This is a genomic window from Comamonas sp. 4034, assembly GCF_050434545.1.
GTDB lineage: Bacteria > Pseudomonadota > Gammaproteobacteria > Burkholderiales > Burkholderiaceae_C > Comamonas > Comamonas odontotermitis.
On sequence record NZ_JBNDIT010000007.1, the window covers coordinates 169192 to 193793 of the forward strand.

Consider the following 24602-nt stretch of genomic DNA (forward strand, 5'->3'; position numbering starts at 1 on the left):
CAGGCCATGGCCATCAATCCCTGTTGCCGGTATGAGCGGCTGCGGTACACGCCGCAGCCCATGCAGTGGTCGACCACCCATTGCCATGGAGCTAGTCTGCCCGCCGCTTGCGGTACAGCAGCCGGCTCAGGCCCAGATAATTGACCGCCATGCCCGCTACGGTGCCTGCAGCCACGTACAGCATGAGCCACCATGGGCCTTGCGGCAGCAGCCAGGCCAGCAGCGAGTAGACGCCAAGGTTCACTGTACCGCCACCAAGCATCAGCCCCAGGTAGCGAAGATACTCGGCTCCCAGTCCGCCAGACGCATTGCGGCCGGCAAACGAAATATTTCGGTTGATCAGCCATGTGGTGGTGGCCGCCAGCCAGAATGATATGGCGCGCGCGGCATAGACCCCCAATACGTCACGCAGCAGGGTCAGCACGCCCGCATCCACCAGAAAAGCCAATCCGCCCGCAACCAGAAACCAGAGAAACGAGCGGCTGATTCCGAGTGGCTTCACTTTCCAGCTGCCGTGCTTGCCAGGTAGGCAAATTGCTTGGCCTCCCGGCGGGCCAGTGTGATGGCCTGCAGAATCAGCCCTGTGACAAACGAGATGCCACCACACACCACCAAGGCGGTTACCAGGCCCAGGGTTGGAAAGCGGCGGACAAATCCGGTATGGCCATACTCGATCAGGATGGGCGCAGCCAGCATCACCGCCAACAGGGCCAGCGCTGCACCCAGCAAGCCAAAGAACTGCAGCGGCTTTTCGCTCACAACAAGTCGACCGATTGTCTTGAGAATGCGCCAGCCATCGCGGTACGTTGACAGTTTGCTCGCGGATCCCTCGGGCCTTGCGCCATAAGGCGTATCGACCTCGGTACAGGGCATGCGCAACTCCAGGGCATGCACATTCAGTTCTGTCTCGATCTCGAAGCCGTGTGAATGCGCGGGAAACGATTTGACATAGCGCCGTGAAAACACCCGGTAGCCAGAGAGCATGTCGCGAAAGCTCCCACCAAAGATTTTCTGCACGGTGCCCGTCAGCAGCTTGTTGCCCCAACGATGGCCCGGCCGGTAGGTCTCGCCCTTATCACCCGGTTCCGGCTCGGCTTCCACGCGTGCGCCCACAACCATGTCCAGCTGCTGGTCGATCAATTGGTCGATCAGGATGCGCGCCGAGGGGGCATGGTAGGTCGCATCGCCGTCGGCCATTACATACACATCGGCTTCCACATCGGCAAACATGCGTCGCACCACATTGCCCTTGCCCTTGAGATTGACGTTGCGTAAATGCGCGCCGACTTCAATGGCCAACTCAGCGGTTCGATCAGTAGAGAGATTGTTGAAGATGTAGATTTCCGCTTCGGGCAAGGCCTCGCGAAAGCCCTCGACCACCGGGCGCACCGTCAACTCCTCATTGTGGCAGGGGAGGATGACGGCAATGCGCTGGTTGCGATAGAGCTGGACTGGTTGTTGTGCACTCATTTTCAGGATTCTTCTCAATCATTCAGGCAGTTGCTGCATTGTGCCCGCTGTTTCTGCGACTCTTGAGGCGCTGGGCAACGCTCCAGAGCACCACGACCGGAAACGCGAGGGACAGAGGTACTGCCGGGTACAGGTAGAGGATGTAGTTGCTCGGGATCGATGTTGCCTCCAGAAAGCCAAGCAATGCGATCCGGGTTGCCAGAGCGGCGGCCAGGCTGGCAGCCAGCATCCAGGTGACATCGGGCATGCGCCTTTTGACAAGCAATACCACCGTCCACAGAAACCACAAGGCAAAAGCCAATGGCAGTGCTACTGCCGACGCCTTGCTCATGGCGGTTGCGATCCATTGAGCAAGCTGGAGTCGCAATGTATCGCGCGGCGATGTCAGGTCTACTTCCAGTGGCGGCGGGTCGGCCATGGGGGCGATCGGGCCGTTGGTCACGACCTCGAACAATCTCAGATGCAGTGGCTGACCCACGCTGTGATAGGCCCTGAGCGTTGCGTGGTCCAGGGTTGCAAGCGTCCAGAAGACCTGCCCGGAAGCCTTGATGGCATCGAGTGCATAACCCTCATGCCACGGTGGCACCATGGTGGCTCGCGGCGGGAGGCAGTCGCCGGGACGCTGGCGACAGCCGGCGTCGATTTCTGCGGCCAGCCTGCGGTAGAAAGACTGTGCTTCTCCCGCGCTTTGGTAGTGTCCTGTGGTGGCTACGGCGCGGCGCAACGCCCACATGAACCAGCCCGATAGAATTTCAGGGCAAGGGGAAGTTTGGGTCTGTGCGCAGCCTCCTTGGCGCCAGAATTCGCCTCCATCACCCTCGAAATAGGGCTTCAACTCACGTGCAGCCGCACTCATGGCATAGGCGCGCTCGCGGGCATCCTTGGGAAAGGGGACATAACGCTGCCAATGATCGTGGCGAATGCGGGTGAGCGCCCCATAGCCCCCCAGAAAATCGCTCGAGCGGAAATCGTTGTTGCGGAACACTCCGTAGACCGCATAGTTGGTCGTATTGACTGCGCCGACCATCACCGTGGCCACCACAATGGGTAGTGCAGCAAAGGCCAGTGCAGGCCGCCACTGGCGCAGCAGCACGTGGCGCTGCATCCACAGCCAATAGGCCAGCAGCAATGCCAGCGCGGGCAGAAGCCATACACCTTCTTCCCGAGTCAGCCAGAACCATCCGCCGACCAGCCCCATGGCGAGCAGTGGATGCCATTGCGCACGCAATTGCACGGCTGGCAAGGCCTGTGTCGCAGCAAGCACCCAGCAGCGCAGGCCCAGGGTCAGCAGCAGCAAGGTTTGCGAGACATAGATGCCCTCGCGCATCACACGGCCTCCCGATTGCTCCAGCCATGCTGCTGGCTGGAAGGCCATCACGGCAAACAGCACCAATGCAAAAGGTCGTGAGCGCAACATCTGCCCAGCGGTATGTGCAAAAAATGCCGCCGATCCCAGATACAAGGCGTGTTCCGAGAACTTCAAAGGCAGAGAGGTTGCATGATTGAGCAATAGGAAAAGGGGATAGCCGACCCCTTTGGCATGCGTGAGCTCGTTGTAGTTGCCCAGCCAGTGGCCCATTCCGATTTCAGCCGCAAGGCGCACAAACAGCAGATCATCATGCGCGGCCCAGCCCACGGCCAGTATTGGAAAGGCCATGCGTAGCCAGAGGGACAATGCACTCACGAGTGCGATCCATCCCCAATAAGAAAGAGGCGAGCGCATCCAGGCTGTCTTGCTGACAGCAAAGGGAGAGGGATGAAGGCTTTCAACGATTGACATCAGCGTTGCGCGACTCACAAGACGACTTGGAACAGGAATTGGCTTCTAAGCGAGTTTTCGGCCAACAGTGATAAATTTTCTCTCGATCACCTCATAAATTATATTAGAGAATATAAATATGGTCAGATATGCTAGGGCAATCGAGAAATTTCCCAACGATGCATTGAATTTTTGAACAAAAAATATAATGACCGGAAAATGAATCAGATAGACAGAGTAAGATATTTTTCCAAGACGGGGGAGAATCTTATCTTTCGTAGGCGGCGCACGCAGCACCTTGATCAGCAAAGCACCAAGGCCGAGACCCGTCAAGAATATAGGTGACGGCAGCTTACCCTGGTAAACACCGATCAAAAGAATGAATGCTACGATGGTTGCATTGATGAGGGTTTCATTGATGCGAAAGAAGAAGTCACGATAAAAATAGATGCACCCACCAAGTATGAAGAAGAACATCTGTGCGGGAAATGCATTGTTGATGATGATCCCCACCTGACCCGGATCCGCCGGATTTCTCAACGACGTAAATCCATTGGCAAACCATGCATTGAAATAACCGTGTGCTGCGAGATAGCTCCATGATGTGGATATCAGAATGCTGGCAATCAGCCACCAAAGAGCCCAGCGCCCTTTGCCAAGTATGAATATTGGTGCAATAAAGTACCAGATCAATTCAACCGTCAAGGTCCAAGAGACATGCAGAACGTCATATTCAATCAATGCCTTGGGTGAGAGTTGTTGAAAGTTGATGATATTCAGAAGGAGTGCAAGCCAATCCTGATTGGGCTTCAGAAAAATTCCCGCAGGTATTGCGAGCAGCAAGTATGTGAGCCAGTATGCAGGGAAAATTCTGAATAGGCGATGGATGGCGTATTTTTTTAGATCACTTCTGCAAGCACTGTCAGTAATCAAGAATCCGCTGATGATGAAAAAAAGCTCTACACCCAACAGCCCGCCATAGTCGCCAATAAAAGGAATATTGAAGCCCGTTACGGCCTTCGTGTGATGCGCGACAACTCCGATCACAGCGAGCGCCCGCAGCATATCCATATTGACGAGGTATGTCTCTCTTGGATTTTTAATTTCTTGCATTTAGGCTTGGAATTTATAATATGGATTTTTAAAATTGACTTTTAGAATCTGTATTCTCATAAAATCAAGGTGTTGCAGCTTTGCAAGACGGAAGATTGTTCGGATTTTCGAGCAAGGTGCGAACCTGGGTTTTTCTATCTAATGCAATCAGTGAAAGGCAATCAAAGGGTTTCTTGTCGAGGGTTGGAATCAATAGCTTGAATCCATTTAATGAAGGAATTGCCCCACTGGTGTTGCGCGGCAGGTCAGGCCGAATTATAGGGGTGACTTCTGCTTTCCCTGTGATCTGAGGTTGGGATATTATTTCAATTGCATGGAACTCTGGCGCGCTTTCCCAGGCGCCCCATCCGCTGATGAGCAACGCTCTGGGGTATTGTTTTTCAATACTGAATCCACCTGTTTTCTTGATGTTGTCAGGATAACCACTGGCGGCAATCGCATGGTCCACTTTTGTAAAACGATCAATGGGAACCTGAACCGCATCGGGCTGTTGAGAAAAGGGAGATGGTATCAAATCCGGCATGATATGCGAGTAGCGATTGAATGCGTGATTCAATTCATCGGAACTCAATTCTGGGAAATTTTTTCTCCAGAATGCCATTTGAGGCACTGCAGTCGTGTGGCTCAATGAGCGAAAACCCAAGCCGTTGGCAGTTGCTCCATGGAGATGAGGAAAAACAAGTATGTTGTTATTCTTGGTTTCTTGCTCTTGCAGGTATTTTACAATTTCATTCGGTTGAAGGTTGAAGATTGGCCAAGCAGATTGCAGCGGATTGAATCGACCAAAAATGATGACGCCAAAAACCAATGAGGCAAGGGCAATGGATTCGTGATGAAGTATTGCTTTCTTTCTTGCGACAATGTATATGGCAATCAGTACAAAAACAAAAAGAAGGTCTTCCATTTTTTTTGCACCAAAAGGATATTTGAAAACGGCCCATCCGGCCAGAATGGAAGCGGAAAGCAACGCAAGACGTTTCAGTGAAAATTTCAAGCCGATGGTGTTTGCTGTATATAAGAAAATCAAGGTTAAAAGTACACCACTGGCATATTGCATTCTTGCTGGCTCAACATGGTCCCAAAGCAGTATTTTTCCAAATTGGTATGGAATGGGTATGGTTATCCAGATCAGCTGAATAACAAGACCTCCCAATAATGTGATAAAAGCTCTTCGCTTCGAAGCATCACTCCACAATTGTCCATAGTTTTCATAGTTCAGAAAGAAGAGCACAGTCGCATAGTAATACATGCCAACCGTTCCGATCTCGCAGATATTGATTCCAATCAGGCTGTTATAAACCCAGCTGAAATTGATGGCAGGGAGAAACCATGAAGCGATGAACCTGACGGGGACTCCACCACCCATTGAATGGCGGCTGCCTGGGTATATGGTGCTGCTCGTAGCAGAAAGGTAATCGTAGAGATACAGGGCTGCAGTTCCCGCAGCAAGTGCTGCGGCAATTAGCACCCATACCAGTTTTCGTGGTCTGAAGATGTGTGGCTGCTTGGCAATCAATACAACTAGGCCGACAAATGCGAGTGAGATCTGTATTGGTGGATAAAAATTAGTCAGTAGCCAGAAGACAGCTGCATAATAAAACCATATCAGTTGCAATGATAATCTAATATTCAGAAGGAATGGAATAATGGTCCACGGAAAAATTGCAAGCAATGGACCTTTCTCATTCCACCAAAATTGACTAAATCCGGTGAAGTACAGGCCGAAAGAAAGCATGGCTGCGACCGCATCGCTGGCACCAAATTTCTTGAAAAGGAATGCGTAGCCACTAATGAAGAGTGCAAAGATAGCAAACCAGTGAAATGAATAGGCATAGGCTGGATTTATCAGTCCATACAGCCACATTGTGGGCTTAAAGGCAATGCCCCAATCAGCGATAGGTAAACCATAATTGATGCGCAGATCTTCTTCGTATAGCGATGTCTTGTTATAGCGCTCGAAATGGTTGCGTACTGTTGCTTGCGTCAGAGGCGTTACGACCGCCCACTCATCCGCGCGAATCGATCGCGGCTTTCCTAGCGTGGGGCTGATGTCCTGGTAGCCATAGTGATTGCTGAGCGCGTAGGCATAAGAGGAGGGAGACCAACTATGGCTCACATACACTGCACCAATGATCAGCCAAAAAGAGAAAAAAAGCGTCCGCCAACTTATTTTTTTCATTAATCACTCAGTGAATTTATTTCTGTGACCAAGAGCGCCTTTCGGCTCTACAGGGGCTGACCTTGGCCGAAAATCCAGCCAATGATCTGCCTATTTCCCAAGGTTCTTGTCTAATTGACTCGAATACCTTGCATGATGAAGGCTTCGGAGGTCTCCTGTCGAGCGGATGCGAAGGGAGTTTGTGAGTTGCTGCTACTTTATCCAACGCCATGCTTGGAGTGGTGCAGAGCGGATGGTACAACGTATCTTCAAGATTGATTTAAAAAATCTTTGATTTTAGATATTTTTTGGATAACGTGAATCGCTGCTCTGGGGAAGGCGAAGCCGCAACCAGCACTTCATGTGCAAACGTACCAAGTGGAGGAGGGTGAACCGTGATCGTTTCGTCCCTTCTGCGGCCTTTTGAGCGGCAGGCAGAAGGATTGTTCCCAATACGATGCACGATAGTTGCCTGAGAGAGTGGGTGCCATACCCTGAAAAATTCGTACGGACCACCGTTGGGGTAGTGCAGGCTGCGATGGCTATCGCGTATGACTGTGCTGCCCACAGGTCATGGAAACAGGGCACAGTAACTGTGCCTGGGTGAAGTCAGGGCCCAGGACATGCGCCTTTGGCAGTCTGCCCGTGAGGCAACGGCAGGTAAGGTGCCGTGATCTGGAGTACTGGGCCCCCGCCATTGGCTCTTGGTGGCCGATGGCGCCACCTCTGGGCGAAGGTGCTATCCGTTGGCCTGCAATTCCAACCCCGCATGCTCCCGCAGCGGATGGAAATGGATCTTGGGGAAGCGTTCCTGGGCCAGGCGCACGTCATACGGGCTGGTGCACAGATAGGCCAGGGTGTCGGCTGCGTCGTGGGCTAGGCGCATGGGGTAGGCGTTTTCAAACTCGCGCAGTTCTGCTGGCGAATCGGCCGTGATCCAGCGTGCGCCGGTGTACTGGCAACCTTCCAGGCGCACGTCGCAGTCGTATTCGGTCTTCAGGCGGTGCTGCACCACTTCAAACTGCAACTGACCCACGGCGCCCAGCAGCATGTTGCCGCCGACATCGGGTTTGAACACCTGGATGGCGCCTTCTTCGCCCAATTGCATCAGGCCTTGCTGCAACTGCTTGGTGCGCAGCGGGTTCTTCAGCACCACGGTCATGAACATTTCAGGCGCGAAGAAAGGCAGGCCCGTGAACTGCAGGCTGGGGCCGTCGGTGATGGAGTCGCCCAGTTGTACGCCGCCATGGATGGTAAAGCCGATGATGTCGCCTGCGTAGGCCTCATCGACTGCTTCGCGGCGCTGGGACATGAAGGTGACGACCGATGTGGGGCGCAGTTCCTTGCCGGTGCGCTGCACCTTCATCTTCATGCCCGGTGTGTATTTGCCCGAGGCCACGCGCACGAAGGCGATACGGTCACGGTGGTTGGCGTCCATATTGGCCTGCACCTTGAACACCACGCCTGAGAAGCTTTTGTCTTCTGGGTGGATGGTGCGCTCTTCGCGATTGCGGTTCACTTCGGTAAAGGCTACGCGTGGGCCGGGTGGGGGCGACATGTCGACCACGGCATCCAGCACTTCCATCACCCCGAAGTTGTTCACACCCGAGCCAAAGAACACGGGGGTGAGTTTGCCTGCCAGGAAGGCTTCATGGTCCCATTCGGCAGAGGCACCCACGGCCAGTTCCATGGATTCGAGCGCATCGTCGAAGGCTTTGCCGAAGCGGGCGCGCAGCTTGTCGGTATCCGACAGCGGGATCACTTCGAAATCCTGCGGGCGCTTTTCGCTGCCCGCGGCAAACACCGTCATGCTCTGCGAGCGCAGGTTGATGATGCCGCCAAAGCTTTTGCCCTGGCCCACGGGCCAGGTGATGGGGCAGCAGGGCATACCCAGCTCGCGCTCCACCTCGTCCATGATGTCCAGCGGATCACGCACTTCGCGGTCCATCTTGTTGACGAAGGTGATGATGGGCGTGTCACGCTGGCGGCAGACTTCGATGAGGCGCCGGGTTTGTGCTTCCACACCGTTGGCAGCATCAATCACCATCAGTGCGGAGTCCACGGCCGTCAACACGCGGTAGGTGTCTTCCGAGAAGTCCTTGTGACCAGGGGTGTCGAGCAGATTGATCACATGGTCGCGGTAGCTCATCTGCATCACCGATGAGGCCACCGAGATGCCGCGCTGCTTTTCGATTTCCATCCAGTCGGATGTGGCATGGCGGCTGGCCTTGCGGCCCTTGACGGCACCCGCGATCTGGATCGCACCCGAGAACAGCAGCAGCTTTTCGGTCAAGGTGGTCTTACCAGCGTCCGGGTGGGAGATGATGGCGAAGGTGCGGCGGCGGCGGGTTTCGGGAGCGTAGGACACAGTAGCAGTACGAATGGGGAGGCAGGTCCGTGCAGGACTGCAAAAAACAAAGCCAGCAGGCGCTGGCTGAAACTGGGGCAATTTTAGCGGATGGCAGAATCTTTGCCCAAAGGGGCTGCTTTACGCAGGAAATCAGGGCGTTTGTAGCGAAGCGCCTGCGATTCGGTGCACCGCCATGGCGTGACACGCTGGGCGCGTGGGAGTGGGGGTGCAGATGGCTGAGGCGAAGCGTTCACTGGGACAGAAAGCGCTTCAGGCGCAGCGCAGGCGCTTCAATCCAGTGCCACAACAGATAGCCCAGCAGCATCGACAGCACGCAGGACAGTGCCATGCTGGCATAGAAGTTCATCGACGGCCACAGGGCATACACGGCCTGTGCGATGGGACAGCCCGAGAGGTAGACGCCGTAGGAGGGATCGCCCAGGCGGCTGACCCATCCCGAAAAAACCGATGTCGTGCTCCCCAGGTAGATGAGCAGCGCTGGCAGCACCAGTAGACCGGATGTGTGCTGCAGCCCGGTGAGCCAGAAGAACAGCGCAATCGGAATGAGGCCGAAGGTGATGGCGGCGGCATGGGGCAGGAATCGATCGCGGTGCAGTGCAATCAGCGCGCCACAGGCAAAATAGGCCGGGTACTCGTACCAGTGCATCATCACGCCCCAGAAATCGGCGTTGTAGCCCACGATGAACACCAGGATGTAGCCCAGTAGGGCAAAGGTTGCAATCCAGCGCTTGCGAAAAACACCCACCACGCCGGCCGCGGCCAGCGCGGCGTAGCACATCGTTTCCATGGGGATGGTCCACAGCGGCCCGTTCATCAGTGTGTCCAGGGGGTTGTTCATGAACACGCCGGGCAGGTTGACGTAGGCGCGGTACATCAACAGGTTCCTGAAGTACTCCAGCGTCTGGCCATGGCTGAGGAACTCCCTGGCCGGCAGATTGGTGAACAGCAGGCCAAATACAAAGATGTTCAGCACCACTGCGGCCAGCATGCCCGGCCACAGGCGCAGGAGGCGCTTGGCGGAGAACTTCACCAGGTGTGGTTCGCGCAGCCAGCTGGTGGTGACCAGATAGCCACTGATGGTGAAGAAGGTCATCACGGCCACGCCGCCGATCATGCCGACATTCATCCAACTGGGGCCCTCGTGGTCACTGATGTAGTAGTGGTGGCAGACGATCACGGCCAGCGCTGCGCAAATCCGGAGGATGTCGAACGAGTTGCCGCGGTGCGAAGTGGATGCCATGGAAAAAGAGATGCCAAAGGGGAAAAACGCTGCGCCACTATACCTTTCATAGCTGATGGCGCTAATCAGTCGGTTGCTGGTGCATGTTCCTGCACCCATCTTGATGCGATCTTGATACCACCTGCCCCATTCTCTACACGCGCTTGATGCGCATATTTTTACATTTCTTCCAGCGTTGGCGTTGGGCCAGCGTCGTTGTATGGCTTCGTCTGCGCACATTGAGCGCTCGGGCGGGGCAGGAGGAAATGGAAATGCCTTACCACTGGGTGGAAGTATTGGCGGTACTTGCCGCTGGCGGGCTCTTTGCCTATCTCGGCTACGCGCTGCTGCGCCCCGAAAAATTCTGAAGGGACCACCATGCAAATGCTGCAAGATCTGATCTTTGTTAGCCTGACGTTCGCCTGCTTTGCGGGACTGTTGGGCTTTTTGCGCGCGCTGACGCGCATCTGACAGGGAGCACACCATGTGGTTACCCTGGATGGAATTTGCCGCAGTACTCGCGGTTCTGACGGTGCTGGTCGTCCCCACGGGCCAGTGGTTGGCGCGGTGTTTTACCAGCGACCACCACACCTGGCTGGAGCGGCTCAGTTACCGCGCGTTGGGCGTGAACCCCGGCGAGCAGATGGGATGGCAGCGTTATGGCGCGGCCCTGTTGCTGTCCAATGCGGCCATGATGCTGCTGGGCTATCTGGTGCTGCGGCTGCAAGGCTGGCTGCCGCTCAATCCGCTGCAGTTCGCGGCCCAAACACCTGATCTGGCATTCAATACCGCTGCTTCGTTCATCACCAACACCAACTGGCAAGCCTATGGGGGGGAGAGCAGCCTCTCTAATGCCACGCAGATGGCGGTCATCACCTTTCTGATGTTTGCGGGGGCGACCACGGGTGTGGCTGCAGGCGCAGGCTTTGTGCGCGGCTTGGCCCGTTCCAGCAGCAAGGATGTGGGTAACTACTGGGTGGACTACGTACGCGTGTTCTGGCGCGTGCTCCTGCCGCTCTCCTTTGTGCTGGCACTGGTCTATGTGTGGCAGGGCATTCCGCAGACGCTGCACACCGAGACCTGGGCAAGCACGCTCGAAGGCGCGCGCCAGCAACTGCTGACGGGCCCCGTCGCAAGCCTGGAGAGCATTAAGCATCTGGGAACCAACGGCGGCGGTTTCTTCAACGCGAATGCTGCGCATCCGTTCGAGAATCCGACGCCGCTCACCAATATGCTGCACATCCTGGCCATGCTGCTGATTCCCGCGAGCATGACCTATGCATTCGGCTCCATGCTGCTGCGCCGCCGCCAGGGTTGGGTGCTGTATGGCGCCTGCATGGTGATGTTCGTAGGTTTTCTGAGCCTGGTGTTCATGGCCGAGCAGCAAGGCAGCAGCCTGCTGGCACGCGCCGGGGCCGACCAGCAGTGGAGCCTTGCGCAGCCAGGCGGCAATATGGAGGGCAAGGAATTGCGCTTTGGCATTGCCGACACCGCGCTGTTCGTGACCACCACCACAGCCGCCACTACAGGCTCGGTCAATGCCATGCACGATTCGCTCACGCCCCTGGGTGCCATCACGCCGCTGGCGCTGATGATGCTCAACTGCGTGTTCGGGGGCGACGGGGTGGGACTGATCAACCTGATTCAATACGCCATCCTCACGGTTTTCCTGGCCGGCATGATGATCGGCCGCACGCCGGAGTTTCTGGGCAAGAAGATCGAGGTGCGCGAGATCAAACTGGTCATGCTCTCGGTGCTGGCGCATCCGGCCAGCATTCTGGGATTCACGGCGCTGGCCATGCTGTGGCCTGGCGCATCCGACAGTCTGAACAACCGTGGCCCGCACGGTTTCTCGGAAATTCTGTATGCCTATGCTTCGGCTACAGCCAACAACGGCTCGGCTTTCGCGGGGTTGAATGCCAATACGCCGTTCTTCAACACCACGCTGGGTCTGGCCATGATCGTGGGGCGTTTTCTCACGCTGCTGCCCATGCTGGCGGTGGCCGGCAGCATGGCGGCCAAAACCACAGTGCCTGCGGGGCCTGGCACCTTTCCCACGGCATCGCCGCTCTTCTTGGGGTTGCTGGTGTTTGTGGTGCTGGTGGTGGGCGGGCTCACCTTTTTGCCAGCGCTGGCGCTGGGGCCTGTCGTGGAGCACCTGCAAATGCTGGTGGGGCACCTCTATCCCTGATGCATGCACACCCCCTGAGTCGCTTCGCGCCTTCCCCAGCTCTTGCTGCGGGGCGGCCCTTGTCCGGCTGCCCACACTTGGGGAATGCCGGTCTCAGAGCCTGGGGCGTTGCCAGGGCGCACTGATATCTCCGCTGGGAGCAACACTATGAAATCGTCTTCTCTTTCCCTCTCCGTATCCGTAGCATCGGCTACGGATACCGAATCGTCTCCGGCTTCCTGGGGGCGTCTGGTAGCCAGCAGCGTACGCGCCGCCGTGGCCGTCATGCTGGTCGGCGGCATTGTCTATCCGCTGGCGACAACCGGCGTGGCTCAGGCTCTGCTGCCGTATGCAGCCAATGGCAGCCTGATCGAGCGCAATGGCCAGGTGCTGGGTTCGGCCCTCATCGGCCAGCAGTTTGCGGGTGCCAACTATTTCCACGGAAGGCCCAGCGCCACGGTGGCGCCGGACCCCGACAAGGAGGGCGCCAGCATCGCTGCGCCCTATAACGCCGCACAGTCAAGTGGCAGCAACCAGGGAGGTACCCACAAGGAACTGGCCGAGACAGTGGCTGCCCGCGTAGTGCAGTACCGCACCGATAACGCCTTGGCCACCGATGCGGTGGTGCCCGTGGACGCGGTCACGGCTTCGGCGTCGGGTCTGGATCCGCACATCTCCGTGGCCAATGCCTTGCTGCAGTTGCCGCGTGTGGCGCAGGCGCGCAAGCTGAACCAAGAACAGGTGCGGCAGTTGATTGCGCAGAGCACGCAGGGGCGTACCTTTGGCCTGCTGGGCGAGCCACGCGTCAATGTGCTGCGCCTCAATATGGCGCTGGATACACAGCAACCTGCTGCAAAGGAGTGAGCCATGAGCAGCCTTAAAGTGAAAGCAGGCACGAGCCTGTTCGAGCCACGCCTGGTGCGCGATGCCCTGTTCGATGCGATGCGCAAGCTATCGCCGCGCACGCAATGGGCCAATCCGGTGATGTTCGTGGTCTATCTGGGCGCCATCTTGACCACGCTGCTGTGGGTGCAGAATCTGCGTGAGCCCGGCTCCGCTGCAGGCGGCGAAGGCGCCGGTTTTGCGTTGGCGATTGCGCTGTGGCTATGGTTCACGGTGCTGTTCGCCAACTTTGCCGAGGCGCTGGCCGAAGGCCGCAGCCGCGCCCAGGCGGCCAGCTTGCGCAGCATGAAACGCGATACCGTGGCCAAGGTGCTGCAGCAGCCACATTTCGGCAGTGCATGGATTCCGGTACGGGCGAGCGAGCTGCGCAAGGGCGCAGTGATTCTGGTGGAGGCCGGAGACACCATCGCTCTGGATGGCACGGTGATCGAAGGCGTTGCCTCGGTGGATGAAAGCGCGATTACTGGTGAATCGGCACCCGTGATCCGCGAGGCGGGCGGTGACTTTTCATCGGTAACGGGTGGCACACGCGTGCTGTCGGACTGGCTGGTGGCGGAAATCACGGTCAACCCTGGTGAATCCTTCCTGGATCGCATGATCTCCATGGTCGAATCGGCCAAGCGCCAGAAGACACCCAATGAACTGGCGCTGACCATTCTGCTCGTGGGTCTGACTCTGGTCTTCCTGCTGGTGATCGTCACGCTGTGGCCGTTCTCGGCCTTTGCCGTGGCGCAGGCGGGTTCAGGCACGGTGGTTGGCATGGCTGTGCTGGTGGCATTGCTGGTTTGCCTGATTCCTACCACCATTGGCGGGCTGCTGTCGGCCATTGGCGTTGCCGGCATGAGCCGCATGATGCAGGCCAATGTGATCGCCACTTCGGGCCGTGCCGTGGAGGCTGCAGGCGATGTGGATGTGCTGCTGCTGGACAAGACCGGCACCATCACCTTGGGGAACCGCCAGGCGAGTGAATTCTTGCCTGCGCCGGGTGTGTCGGTGCAGCAGTTGGCTGAAGCCGCGCAACTGGCATCGATAGCCGATGAAACCCCCGAAGGCCGCAGTGTTGTGGCTTTGGCCCGGGAGCGCCATGGCGTTGCCGAACGCAACGCCCAGGACCTTGCAGCCGAATTTGTGCCCTTTACCGCGCAGACGCGCATGAGCGGCGTGGATCTTTCCACGCCAGAAGGTGCGCGCCAACTGCGCAAGGGCGCCTTTGATGCGGTGCGGCAGCACGTGGAGGCTCTGGGCGGCAGCCTGCCTGCCGGTGTGCAGCAGGCGGTGGACAATGTGTCGCGCAAGGGCAGCACACCGCTGGTGGTGGCCGATGGCGCCCGTGTGCTGGGCGTCATCGAGCTCAAGGACATCGTCAAGCCCGGCATGCGCGAGCGTTTTGCCGAACTGCGCCGCATGGGCATCCAGACGGTGATGGTGACGGGCGACAACCCGCTTACCGCGGCCGCCATTGCCGCCGAGGCGGGCGTGGATGACTACCTGGCCGAGGCCCGGCCCGAGGACAAGCTGCGTCTGATCCGCTCGCACCAGGCGGCTGGCCGCCTTGTGGCCATGACGGGCGACGGCACCAACGATGCGCCAGCCCTGGCGCAGGCCGATGTGGCAGTCGCCATGAACAGCGGCACGCAGGCTGCCAAGGAAGCTGGCAACATGGTGGATCTGGACAGCAACCCCACCAAGCTCATCGAGGTGGTGGAAACCGGCAAGCAGATGCTGATGACGCGCGGCGCGCTCACCACCTTCAGCATTGCCAACGACGTGGCCAAGTATTTCGCCATCATTCCGGCGGCTTTCGTGGGCACTTACCCCCAATTGGCGTCCCTCAATGTGATGCAACTGCACAGCGCCGACTCGGCCATCCTGAGTGCGGTGATCTTCAATGCCCTGATCATCATTGCCCTGGTGCCGCTGGCCCTGCGCGGTGTGCGCTACCAAGCCGTGGGGGCGGCGGTGCTGCTGCGACGGAACATGCTGGTCTACGGGGTGGGCGGGCTGATCGTGCCGTTCGTGGGCATCAAGATCATCGATATGCTGCTGACGGCTCTGGGGCTGGTATGAGCCTGGCGCTGAAAACACCGACAATGCCAAGACGATGGCGGTAAGCACCAACAATACTCCGGCGCCACCAGCGCGTCCAGACCCGGACGCGCTGGTGGCGCAGCTGCATGCCGAGCAGCAGCAGGCTGCACGCGGAAAGCTGCGCATCTACTTTGGCTCCAATGCCGGTGTGGGAAAGACCTATGCCATGCTGGCGGCTGCGCAGCGCGAGCGGCATGCGGGCCGTTCCATCCTGGTGGGCCTCGTGGAAACGCATGGAAGGGCCGAGACAGAACAGCAATTGCACGGTCTGGAGCAATTGCCGCGCCGCCATCTGCCCTACCAGGGGCGGCAATTGACCGAGTTCGATCTTGACGCCGCGCTGCTGCGCCACCCCGAGGTGCTGCTGCTCGACGAGCTGGCGCACAGCAATGTGCCGGGGGCACGCCATCCCAAGCGTTGCCAGGATGTGGAGGAGCTACTCGCCGCAGGCATCGATGTCTGGACCACGCTCAACGTGCAGCACCTGGAAAGCCTCAACGATGTGGTGGGCGGCATCGTAGGCATCAAGGTGCATGAGACTGTGCCCGACCAGGTTTTTGACAATGCCGATGAGGTGATCGTCGTCGACATTCCGCCCGAGGAGCTGCTCAAGCGCCTCAAGGCAGGCAAGGTCTACCCGCTGGAGCAGGCCGAGCGCGCCTCGCACAACTTCTTTCGTCTGGGCAATCTGCTGGCCCTGCGTGAGCTGGCGTTGCGGCGCACGGCCGACCGTGTTGACGAGGACATGCGCGACTACCGGCGCGAGCGCGCCATCGGTGAAGTCTGGCCCGCCCGTGAGCGATTGCTTGTCGGTGTGGGCGGCCATGCGGGCGATGATGCGCTGGTGCGTCAGGTAGCGCGGCTGGCGCGGCGGCTGGAAGCCGACTGGATGGTGGTCTATGTGGATGCTCCCGAGCGCCAGCACCGGCCGCGCCGCGCGCAGGAGGGTGTGCTCAAAACATTGGCGCTGGCCGCGCGCCTGGGCGCCGACACGGCCACGATCCCCGGCGCCGATGTGGCCCAGGCGCTGGTGGCCTTTGCCCATGAGCGCAATGCCAGCCATCTAGTGCTCGCACGCGTACAGCGCCGCGTCTCCCGCTGGCTGCCGTGGGCAGCGGCCAGCCTGCCCGAGCAGATTGCGCGGCTGGACCCGGGGCTGGACGTGCTGGTGCTGTCTCCGCCTGTCCCCAAGAACGGGAGCGCCGTGCGCAAGCCCGTGCATGAGCGCAAGCCGATGGCATGGCTCGGTTACGCCGGAGCCACCCTGGCCTGCGTGGCCGCCGCCGTGGTGGCAGAGCTGCTGCTGCAGGTGTTCGACCCGGCCAACGTGGTCATGCTCTTCCTGCTGGTGGTGGTGCTGTCGTCCTTGCGCTGGGGGCGGGGGCCGGGTGCCTGGGCTGCGCTGCTGTCGGTGCTGCTGTTTGATTTCTACTTTGTGCCGCCGCGCAATTCGTTCAGCGTCAATGACACGCAGTACATCTTCACCTTCTGCCTGATGCTGGGCGTGGCCCTGGTCTGCGGCCAGCTCATGGCGCGGTTGCGCCACGAGGCGCGTGTGGCGGCAGAGCGGGAGCGGCGTGCCGGGGCGCTGGCCCGGTTGGCGCGCGACCTGTCAGGCGCGCTCACGCAGGAGCAAGTGGCGCAGATTGCGCTCACCACGGTATCGGGCGTGTTCGATGCGCAGACAGGTCTGCAATTGCCCGATGCGCAGGAAAGCCTGCATGCCGTTGCCGGTAGCGAAGGCCCCATGGATGCCAGCATTGCGCGCTGGAGCATGGAGCACGGTCAGCCTGCGGGGCAGGGCACTGACACCCTGCCCGCATCGCCCGCGCTGTATGTGCCGCTGATGGCGCCGGTGCGCGCGCGCGGTGTACTGGTGCTGCACCTGCGCAGGCCGCAGCGGCTTCATGTGCCGGAAGAGCGCCGCCTGCTGGATGCCTGTGCGAGCCAGATTGCACTGGCGCTCGAACGCGTGCACTTCGTCGAGGTGGCGCAGGAGACCCAGGTGGCCATGGAAGGAGAGCGGCTGCGCAACACCTTGCTCTCAGCGGTGTCGCACGATCTGCGTACGCCACTGACCGGTATTCTGGGCGCAGCCCAAGCCGCCCTGCCACGGGTGCCACCGGGTGCGGCGGCAGACATGCTGATGCAGATTCGCAACCAGGCCGAGGCATTGCAGCAACTGGTGGATAACCTGCTGACCATGGCGCGCATGCAGCAGGGCGGCGTGCATCTCAAGCGCGAATGGCTGCCCGCCGAAGAGCTGGTGGGCAGTGCGCTGCGGCAGATGCACGGCCGTCTGGCCGGGCATGTGGTGCGCACCGATCTGCCAGCAGGCCTGCCGCTGCTCCATGTGGATGCGGTGCTGATGGAACGTGTGCTGGTCAACCTGCTGGACAACGCTGCCAAATACACGCCGCCCGGCACGACACTGACGCTGGCCTGCCATGTGGAGCAGGATGCACAGGGCATCGATCATTGTCTTCTTACGCTACAGGATGATGGGCCAGGACTGCCAGCACACCTGGATGCGGCACTGTTGTTTGAGCCGTTCACACGCGGGGTGGTGGAATCCTCCGTCTCCGGCATGGGCCTGGGTCTCACGCTGGCACAGCGCATTGTCCAAGCGCATGGCGGGCGCCTGGAAGCCACTTCCGTCGGCCCTGGGCAGGGTACGATCTTCGCCGTCCACCTGCCCGTGCCCGAGCAACCGGCTTTGGACGATTGAAACGGCTTTTCTCATGACTGTTGCAGCCCACCGCGTACTATTGATTGAAGATGACCTGGCCATACGCCGCTTTATCCGCCTGGCCCTGGAGGACGAAGGCTGGCAGGTGTTCGAGGCAGAGACGGCACGGCGTGGCCTGATCGAGGCCGCGAGCCGTCAGCCCGATGTGGTGGTCTTGGACCTGGGCCTGCCCGATGCCGATGGCAAGAGTGTGATTGCCGAACTGCGCAGCTGGAGCCCTCTGCCGGTGCTGGTGCTGTCGGCCCGGGACCGCGAAGAGGAAAAGGTAGCCGCCCTCGACGCCGGCGCTGATGACTACCTGACCAAACCCTTCGGTGTGCCGGAACTGCTCGCGCGGCTGCGCGTGCTGCTGCGCCGCCGCCAGCAGATGCCTGCCGACACAGCGCCTTCCAGCCGCGCACGCTTTGGCGAGGTGACGGTCGATCTGGCCACGCACGAAGTCAGCCGGGGATCGGAGGTCGTGCACCTCACGCCCATCGAGTTCCGACTGCTGGCTGCACTGATCGCGGGCCAGGGCCGCGTGCTGACGCACCGCCAACTGCTGCTGCAGGTGTGGGGTCCGGAATACCTGGATAGGCCCCATTACCTGCGCGTGCACATGGCCAACCTGCGCCAGAAGGTCGAGGCCGACCCGGCCCAGCCCCGGCACCTGCAGACGGAGTTGCAGGTGGGTTACCGCCTCGTGGGGCTGGCGGCGGCTTAGAGCCGCTTCAGAACCCGTTTAACCCATCATTTTTTGCAGCGCCATGGCCGTCGCATACATGCCAAGGCCAAAGACGGCATGGGTGACGATGCTGTGCAAGCGTGCAATCCAGGGCCGGGGCGCGCGGCTGGCCGCCACACCCATGCCCATGCCCGGCTGCATGATGAAGAATGGAAACACCACGGTTGCCACACCAAAAGCCAGTGCAGGCCACAAGGTGGGTGCGCTCAGCCATGCCATACCCTCCAGGGCCACAAGGGTCAGGGCAAACACCAGGCCGATGAGGTAATGCACGGTCCAACCCACGGCGGCCTCGTGTGCCCTGGGTTTGGCAGCGGGGATCGGCACTTGTGCGGGGCGACTCTCGGGCAGATAGAGCAGCCAGCGTCCGACCAGCGCGTAATTGAGTGCAGGGGTGCCGAACAGGCGCTTGCGCAGCAGGGCCCAGAGGTCGGTGATGGCGGTGGCGCCCAGGCCCACTGCCAGGGTCTGGGCCAGGATATGCGAGAGGGGAACAGGGTTGTCAATGTGCATATGGCTTGCCTTGTTGGAAGAAAACACCCACTATGCAAATTGAAGTCAACTTCAAGTCAACCACGCATGCTCATCGATATCGGCGAGGTGGCGCGTCGCTCGGGTCTTACCGCTGCCACCCTGCGTTACTACGAGGCCCAGGGCCTGATTTCCTCCTGCGCGCGGCATGGCCTGCGCCGCCAGTACCAGCCCCAGGTGCTGCAGCAACTGGCCATGATTGCGCTGGGCCGCACGGCGGGTTTCTCGCTGGCCGAAATTCGGCAGATGTTCGGTGACGACGGCGCGCTGGAAGTGGACCGGCAGGCGCTTGCCAGCAAGGCCGATGAGCTGGACCGCTCCATACGCCGGCTGACCACGCTGCGCGAAGGCCTGCGCCATGCCGCCCAGTGCCCCGCGCCTCGCCATATGGATTGCCCGAAATTTCAGCGGATTCTGCTTGCGGCTTCCCGCCCGGCTCCCAAACGGGCTTGAGACCTGCTGCAGCGCAGAAGATGCGGCGGCGTTTATAATGGCGCGCTATCCGAGGAGCGTTGCAGCGTCCCCATCAGGCGGGGCGTGAGGCTCGGATCCCCTATCGCAACGACGCTCACCCACGCTTTCTGTGCGGTGAGATGGTGTATCTCCTTCTGCCGTAGAACGTGGTTTTTCATTCATTTTTTGGAGAAAACCATGAACGCTGCTGTTCGTTTCAACCCCGCTGATTCCGCGATTGCCGACATTTCCCTGGCCGATTGGGGCCGCAAGGAAATCAAGATCGCCGAAACCGAAATGCCTGGCCTGATGGCCATCCGCGAAGAGTTCGCTGCGGCCCAGCCCCTCAAGGGCGCCCGCATCACCGGCTCGCTGCACATGACGATCCAGACCGCCGTGCTGATCGAAACGCTCAAGGCACTGGGCGCCGATGTGCGCTGGGCTTCGTGCAACATCTTCTCCACGCAGGACCACGCCGCTGCCGCCATTGCCGCGACCGGCACGCCCGTCTTCGCCATCAAGGGCGAATCGCTCAAGGACTACTGGGATTACACCCACGCCATCTTTGAATTCGGCGACAAGGGCGCTGAAGGCGAAGGCCCGAACATGATCCTGGACGATGGCGGCGATGCCACCATGCTGATGCACCTGGGCAAGAAGGCCGAGAAGGACCTGTCCGTGCTGGCCAACCCCACGAGCGAAGAAGAAAAGATCGTTTTTGCCGCCATCAAGGCCAAGCTGGCTGTCGATGCCTCCTGGTACAGCCGCAAGTCGGCCCAGATCATGGGCGTGACCGAGGAAACCACCACCGGCGTGCACCGTTTGAACGAAATGTCGGCCAAGGGCACCTTGCTGTTCCGCGCGATCAATGTGAACGATTCGGTGACCAAGTCCAAGTTCGACAACCTGTACGGCTGCCGTGAATCGCTGGTGGACGGCATCAAGCGTGCCACCGACGTGATGATTGCCGGCAAGGTGGCCTGCGTGGCTGGCTATGGCGATGTGGGCAAGGGCTCGGCCCAGGCGCTGCGTGCGCTCTCTGCACAGGTGTGGGTGACCGAGATCGACCCGATCAACGCCCTGCAAGCCGCCATGGAAGGCTACAAGGTCGTGACCATGGAATACGCCGCTGACAAGGCCGACATCTTTGTGACCACCACCGGCAACAAGGACATCATCCGCCACGAGCACATGGTTGCGATGAAGGATCAGGCCATCGTCTGCAACATCGGTCACTTCGACAACGAAATCGACGTTGCCTCGATCGAGAAGTACCAGTGGGAAGAAGTCAAGCCACAGGTCGACCAGATCACCTTCCCCGATGGCAAGAAGATCACCCTGCTGGCCAAGGGCCGGCTGGTGAACCTGGGCTGCGCCACGGGCCACCCCAGCTTTGTGATGTCGTCTTCGTTCGCGAACCAGACCATCGCCCAGATCGAGCTGTTCACCAAGCCCGAGGCCTATGAAGTGGGCAAGGTCTACGTGCTGCCCAAGATTCTGGACGAAAAGGTGGCACGCCTGCACCTCAAGAAGGTGGGCGCGATGCTGACCGAGCTGACCGATGACCAGGCTTCCTATATCGGCGTGAAGAAGGAAGGCCCTTACAAGCCTGAAACTTACCGCTATTGAGCTTCAGGCTGCGTCGCACCGCTCTTTTAAATAAAGAGAAAGACGGTGCAAAAATCATAGCTGTTGGCGCTTGTTTAGAGCTGGTTGTAGATGAAATCTATCCATGATTGGCTTTGAGTATGCGCCAATGGCTATCAAAATGAGAGAGGATTGCGCATGCGCGCTGATGTGTTTTTGGTGGATGCGGGCCTCGCATCAACGCGCTCGCAGGCGCAGCGATTGATTGCGTCTGGCGTGCAGTGGCGCACCACGGTGCTGGCGCCATGGATCAAGGTTGCCAAGAATGGCGACGAGATTCCTGCGGGCGCTGAAGTGCAATTGCTGGATGCATCGGAAGCCAAGTACATCTCGCGCGGTGGCCTCAAGCTTGAAGGCGCGCTGGCAGCCACCGGCATTGCGGTCAAAGACCTGCGCTGTCTTGATGTGGGCCAGAGCACCGGTGGCTTTACCGACTGCCTGCTGCAGGCAGGCGCTGCCCAGGTCATCGGCATTGATGTAGGGCAAGGTCAGTTGCATGAGCGGCTGCGTAGCGACGCACGCGTGGTCTGCGTCGAAGGTTTCAATGCCCGTTCGCTGACTCCGGAATCACTGCAGGCGGCGTGTGATGAAGCCCTCTGCGAAATCGTCGAAGAGGAAGAGGACAACGACACCCAGCCCGTGGCACCCTATGCATGGATGCGCAATGGCGGCCAGGTGAGCGACGACTACGACGACAGTGACGACGCCAAGGAGCAGGAGATAGAAAACTTCAAGGCCGAGCGCAGCGCCAAGGCGCGGGCACGGCTTGAGGGAACAATGCCTGTGGAGCGCCGCCGCAGGCCGGGTACCGAAAATGTGGACATCACGCCCGCTTTCGACGTGGTGACTGGCGATGTGTCGTTCATTTCGCTCACGCTGGTGCTGCCCGCTGTGGCGCGCGTGCTCAAACCCCACGGCCAGTTGTTGATGCTGGTCAAGCCTCAGTTCGAGTTGCAGCCCGGCCAGATCGGCAAGGGTGGCATTGTGCGCGACAAGGCCTTGTATGCCGAGGTCGAGCAGCGCATCCGCGACTGCCTCACGGACCAGGGCCTCACGGTCAGGCAGTGGCTGGATTCGCCCATTGAAGGCGGTGATGGCAACCACGAATTTTTTGTGCATGCCCAGCAAGGCGCACAGATCAAGGCGCCAGCAGATGCTGATACCAGTACCGATGCGGCGGAGACGGGTGAGTCCAAGCCGGCGGTCAAGAAGGCAGCAAAACGCCCGTCACGTGCTGACATGCGTGCCAAGCGTGAGAAACAGGAGCTGTACGAGGACCCCGAGGTGGCCAGTTTTGGCCAGCCCGGCCCCGCGCGTTCCAAGCAGAAGAAGCGCAACGAGCGCTGATCAACCATACCAATGAGACCAAGAGCAGGACGGCCATGACATTCCCCATCAGCTTTGAATTTTTCCCGCCCAAGACGCCCGAGGGCGCGCAGAAGCTGCGCGGCGTGCGCCAGGAGCTGTATGCACGAAAGCCACAGTTCTGCTCCGTCACCTACGGTGCAGGTGGCTCCACGCAGGAAGGCACTTTCGGCGTGGTCAAGGCGATCCTGGAAGAAGGCGTGGATGCCGCATCGCACTTCTCCTGCGTGGGTGCCACCAAGGCCAGCGTGCGCGAGCAGTTGCAGCAGCTCAAGGACATGGGCGTTAAGCGCCTGGTGGCATTGCGCGGCGACCTGCCCAGCGGCTATGGCCTGGGCGGCGAGTTTCACTATGCCAGCGATCTGGTGGCATTTATCAGACAGGAATTCGGCAAGGATTTCTACATCGAAGTGGCGGCCTATCCGGAAATGCATCCGCAGTCGCGCAGCCCTGAGGCCGACCTGCAGGCCTTCATCACCAAGGTGAAAGCGGGTGCTGATTCGGCCATCACGCAGTACTTTTTCAATGCCGATGCGTTTTGCAGATTTCAAGAAGATTTACAAAAACGCGGTGTCGACGTTCCGGTCATCCCGGGTATTATGCCGATCACCGGATCGACGCAGCTGATGCGTTTTTCCGATGCCTGTGGCGCAGAAATCCCCCGCTGGATCCGTCTGCGTCTGCAAGGCTTTGGCGATGATGTTGCCAGCATCCGCTCCTTCGGGCTGGATGTGGTGGCTCAGATGTGCGAAGACCTGCGCCGCAGAGGAGCGGTAGGGCTGCACTTTTACACGATGAACCAAAGCGCCGCCACACTGGCGATCTGCGACCGCCTGGGGCTGTAAGCGCCACTGCCTCGGCCCGCAGCGCAGTGGCTACAAGCGCTGCATGCCGAGGGAGTTGCCGTTGCCACCATTGTTACCATCCATTCCGCCCACCTGCCGCCGCCTGCTGGCCGCCATGGGCGCGGCGCTGTTGGTCAATGGCTGCGTGCACGCGCCGGTGGATGGTGATGGCAACACACAAGCTGCGGCCGATACCGCATCTGCTGCAACACAGCAGGCGACTGCGGACGCAACCGCTCCGGCATCTTCTGCGTCGGCAAGTCCTGCACCGCCCGCTCTGCCGGATACGGCCAAACCTGCCGATACATCTAGCCCGGGCGTCGAGGCCGTTGCGGCCTCTCCGGCGCCCGACAGCGCAGGGGATCGCTCTGCCGGCCTTTTTGACGAACGACGCGGCTTGGGTCTGGCGCTGCCGCCGTCAGGGCAGTTGGGCAGCAGCGACAGCCGTTCGCGGCGCTGGGATGTTCCCGATATTCCAGACACCTTGAAGCAGGACCCCTACCGCTCCAGTGACCAGCAGGGCATGGCCTCCTGGTATGGCGGCCAGTTTCACGGACGCAAAACCGCCAATGGCGAGCGGTTTGACAAGGAAGGTTTCACCGCAGCCCACAAAACCCTGCCGTTTGGCACGCAGATCTGCGTGCGCAGCATGGTCACCGGCAAAACGGTAGTGGTGCGTGTCAACGACCGCGGCCCCTACTCGGGCGATCGCATCATCGATCTCAGCCAGGGGGCTGCGCAGGAGTTGGGCATGCTCGGGCTGGGTATCAAGCCGGTGGAGCTGTGGACGCTGGACGATGATGCAGAACGCTGCCCATCCTTTGTAACGGCCGGTGGCCGCAATGGCGGGCGTCTGGCCGCGCCTGCGCGCCACACGGGGCAGGGCAAATCCACCGTGGCGCGAGACAGAAACACGGGCCGCGTGAAGGCAACCGTTCCCGCCAGGGCCAGCAAACCCGTGCCCGCCAAGACGGCGGCACAAAAGCGCCGCTAAAAATAATAGCAATCAGCGCACAGCTGTCAATAGCTGGTGCGGT

General features: G+C 59.8%; 19 protein-coding genes and 1 riboswitch. Of the genes, 11 read left to right on the forward strand and 8 right to left on the reverse strand.

Features of this window, described 5'->3' with window-relative positions; translation table 11 throughout:
* Window positions 1-91: 91 nt before the first annotated feature.
* From ABIE32_RS09970 to ABIE32_RS10000, 7 genes are all read right to left on the reverse strand, one after another.
* Window positions 92-502, reverse strand: coding sequence for a GtrA family protein (locus ABIE32_RS09970; protein WP_224150386.1), 411 nt, complete (start codon window positions 500-502; stop codon window positions 92-94).
* The gene (locus ABIE32_RS09975) at window positions 499-1470 is read right to left on the reverse strand and encodes a glycosyltransferase family 2 protein (RefSeq protein ID WP_429015654.1); all 972 of its coding nucleotides are present in this window, start codon (window positions 1468-1470) and stop codon (window positions 499-501) included. Before ABIE32_RS09975 ends, ABIE32_RS09970 begins: the two co-directional genes overlap by 4 nt.
* A gap of 22 nt (window positions 1471-1492) precedes the next feature.
* Window positions 1493-3154, reverse strand: a complete 1662-nt coding sequence (locus ABIE32_RS09980; protein ID WP_429015657.1) for a hypothetical protein — start codon at window positions 3152-3154, stop codon at window positions 1493-1495.
* A gap of 141 nt (window positions 3155-3295) precedes the next feature.
* Entirely contained in the window at window positions 3296-4342 is a 1047-nt protein-coding gene (locus ABIE32_RS09985) for an acyltransferase family protein (protein ID WP_429015659.1), read from the reverse strand.
* Between the two features lie 64 nt (window positions 4343-4406).
* Window positions 4407-6521: a DUF7657 domain-containing protein gene (locus ABIE32_RS09990; protein ID WP_429015661.1), complete on the reverse strand. Its 2115-nt coding sequence runs from the start codon at window positions 6519-6521 to the stop codon at window positions 4407-4409.
* Window positions 6522-7239: 718 nt separating this feature from the next.
* Window positions 7240-8868, reverse strand: a complete 1629-nt coding sequence (locus ABIE32_RS09995) for a peptide chain release factor 3 (protein WP_429015664.1) — start codon at window positions 8866-8868, stop codon at window positions 7240-7242.
* A 232-nt stretch (window positions 8869-9100) separates the two neighbouring features.
* A complete protein-coding gene (locus ABIE32_RS10000) occupies window positions 9101-10111 on the reverse strand; it encodes an acyltransferase family protein (RefSeq protein WP_429015666.1) in 1011 nt (336 codons plus the stop codon).
* Between the two features lie 251 nt (window positions 10112-10362).
* Between ABIE32_RS10000 and kdpF the strand changes: the two genes are divergently transcribed.
* From kdpF to ABIE32_RS10030, 6 genes are all read left to right on the forward strand, one after another.
* Window positions 10363-10458 (forward strand): K(+)-transporting ATPase subunit F, encoded by a 96-nt coding sequence (gene kdpF / locus ABIE32_RS10005; protein ID WP_429015668.1) that lies wholly within the window; start codon window positions 10363-10365, stop codon window positions 10456-10458.
* Between the two features lie 116 nt (window positions 10459-10574).
* On the forward strand, window positions 10575-12281 hold the full coding sequence (kdpA, locus tag ABIE32_RS10010) for a potassium-transporting ATPase subunit KdpA (RefSeq protein ID WP_429015670.1): 1707 nt from the start codon (window positions 10575-10577) through the stop codon (window positions 12279-12281).
* 147 nt (window positions 12282-12428) lie between these two features.
* Entirely contained in the window at window positions 12429-13124 is a 696-nt protein-coding gene (kdpC, locus tag ABIE32_RS10015) for a K(+)-transporting ATPase subunit C (RefSeq protein WP_429015672.1), read from the forward strand.
* Window positions 13125-13127: 3 nt separating this feature from the next.
* Window positions 13128-15230, forward strand: coding sequence for a potassium-transporting ATPase subunit KdpB (gene kdpB, locus ABIE32_RS10020; RefSeq protein ID WP_429015674.1), 2103 nt, complete (start codon window positions 13128-13130; stop codon window positions 15228-15230).
* 34 nt (window positions 15231-15264) lie between these two features.
* Window positions 15265-17979 carry a DUF4118 domain-containing protein gene (locus ABIE32_RS10025; protein ID WP_429015675.1) on the forward strand — a complete coding sequence of 905 codons (2715 nt, stop codon included), beginning with the start codon at window positions 15265-15267 and terminating at the stop codon, window positions 17977-17979.
* 13 nt (window positions 17980-17992) lie between these two features.
* Window positions 17993-18703: a response regulator gene (locus ABIE32_RS10030; protein WP_429015677.1), complete on the forward strand. Its 711-nt coding sequence runs from the start codon at window positions 17993-17995 to the stop codon at window positions 18701-18703.
* A gap of 18 nt (window positions 18704-18721) precedes the next feature.
* On the opposite strand, the gene ABIE32_RS10035 is transcribed toward ABIE32_RS10030, so the two are convergent.
* Window positions 18722-19237 (reverse strand): DUF2938 domain-containing protein, encoded by a 516-nt coding sequence (locus ABIE32_RS10035; protein ID WP_429015678.1) that lies wholly within the window; start codon window positions 19235-19237, stop codon window positions 18722-18724.
* A gap of 66 nt (window positions 19238-19303) precedes the next feature.
* Between ABIE32_RS10035 and ABIE32_RS10040 the strand changes: the two genes are divergently transcribed.
* From ABIE32_RS10040 to ABIE32_RS10060, 5 genes are all read left to right on the forward strand, one after another.
* Complete coding sequence (locus tag ABIE32_RS10040) at window positions 19304-19708, forward strand: helix-turn-helix domain-containing protein (RefSeq protein ID WP_429015681.1); 405 nt, start codon at window positions 19304-19306, stop codon at window positions 19706-19708.
* A gap of 45 nt (window positions 19709-19753) precedes the next feature.
* Window positions 19754-19832, forward strand: a riboswitch (S-adenosyl-L-homocysteine riboswitch).
* 74 nt (window positions 19833-19906) lie between these two features.
* Window positions 19907-21337 carry an adenosylhomocysteinase gene (ahcY, locus tag ABIE32_RS10045; protein WP_224150373.1) on the forward strand — a complete coding sequence of 477 codons (1431 nt, stop codon included), beginning with the start codon at window positions 19907-19909 and terminating at the stop codon, window positions 21335-21337.
* A gap of 156 nt (window positions 21338-21493) precedes the next feature.
* Window positions 21494-22702, forward strand: coding sequence for a TlyA family RNA methyltransferase (locus tag ABIE32_RS10050; protein WP_429015684.1), 1209 nt, complete (start codon window positions 21494-21496; stop codon window positions 22700-22702).
* A 35-nt stretch (window positions 22703-22737) separates the two neighbouring features.
* A complete protein-coding gene (gene metF / locus ABIE32_RS10055; protein ID WP_224150371.1) occupies window positions 22738-23565 on the forward strand; it encodes a methylenetetrahydrofolate reductase [NAD(P)H] in 828 nt (275 codons plus the stop codon).
* A gap of 61 nt (window positions 23566-23626) precedes the next feature.
* Entirely contained in the window at window positions 23627-24559 is a 933-nt protein-coding gene (locus ABIE32_RS10060) for a septal ring lytic transglycosylase RlpA family protein (RefSeq protein ID WP_429015687.1), read from the forward strand.
* Window positions 24560-24602 lie beyond the last annotated feature (43 nt).

What these genes read in the sequence shown, in the direction of transcription:
- ABIE32_RS09975 (WP_429015654.1), bottom strand. Translation starts at nt 1,470, where the DNA reads ATGAGTGCACAACAACCAGTCCAGCTCTATCGCAACCAGCGCATTGCC.
- ABIE32_RS09985 (WP_429015659.1), bottom strand. Translation starts at nt 4,342, where the DNA reads ATGCAAGAAATTAAAAATCCAAGAGAGACATACCTCGTCAATATGGAT.
- ABIE32_RS09990 (WP_429015661.1), bottom strand. Translation starts at nt 6,521, where the DNA reads ATGAAAAAAATAAGTTGGCGGACGCTTTTTTTCTCTTTTTGGCTGATC.
- ABIE32_RS10000 (WP_429015666.1), bottom strand. Translation starts at nt 10,111, where the DNA reads ATGGCATCCACTTCGCACCGCGGCAACTCGTTCGACATCCTCCGGATT.
- kdpF (WP_429015668.1), top strand. Translation starts at nt 10,363, where the DNA reads ATGCCTTACCACTGGGTGGAAGTATTGGCGGTACTTGCCGCTGGCGGG.
- kdpA (WP_429015670.1), top strand. Translation starts at nt 10,575, where the DNA reads ATGTGGTTACCCTGGATGGAATTTGCCGCAGTACTCGCGGTTCTGACG.
- kdpC (WP_429015672.1), top strand. Translation starts at nt 12,429, where the DNA reads ATGAAATCGTCTTCTCTTTCCCTCTCCGTATCCGTAGCATCGGCTACG.
- kdpB (WP_429015674.1), top strand. Translation starts at nt 13,128, where the DNA reads ATGAGCAGCCTTAAAGTGAAAGCAGGCACGAGCCTGTTCGAGCCACGC.
- ABIE32_RS10025 (WP_429015675.1), top strand. Translation starts at nt 15,265, where the DNA reads ATGGCGGTAAGCACCAACAATACTCCGGCGCCACCAGCGCGTCCAGAC.
- ABIE32_RS10030 (WP_429015677.1), top strand. Translation starts at nt 17,993, where the DNA reads ATGACTGTTGCAGCCCACCGCGTACTATTGATTGAAGATGACCTGGCC.
- ABIE32_RS10035 (WP_429015678.1), bottom strand. Translation starts at nt 19,237, where the DNA reads ATGCACATTGACAACCCTGTTCCCCTCTCGCATATCCTGGCCCAGACC.
- ABIE32_RS10040 (WP_429015681.1), top strand. Translation starts at nt 19,304, where the DNA reads ATGCTCATCGATATCGGCGAGGTGGCGCGTCGCTCGGGTCTTACCGCT.
- ahcY (WP_224150373.1), top strand. Translation starts at nt 19,907, where the DNA reads ATGAACGCTGCTGTTCGTTTCAACCCCGCTGATTCCGCGATTGCCGAC.
- ABIE32_RS10050 (WP_429015684.1), top strand. Translation starts at nt 21,494, where the DNA reads ATGCGCGCTGATGTGTTTTTGGTGGATGCGGGCCTCGCATCAACGCGC.
- metF (WP_224150371.1), top strand. Translation starts at nt 22,738, where the DNA reads ATGACATTCCCCATCAGCTTTGAATTTTTCCCGCCCAAGACGCCCGAG.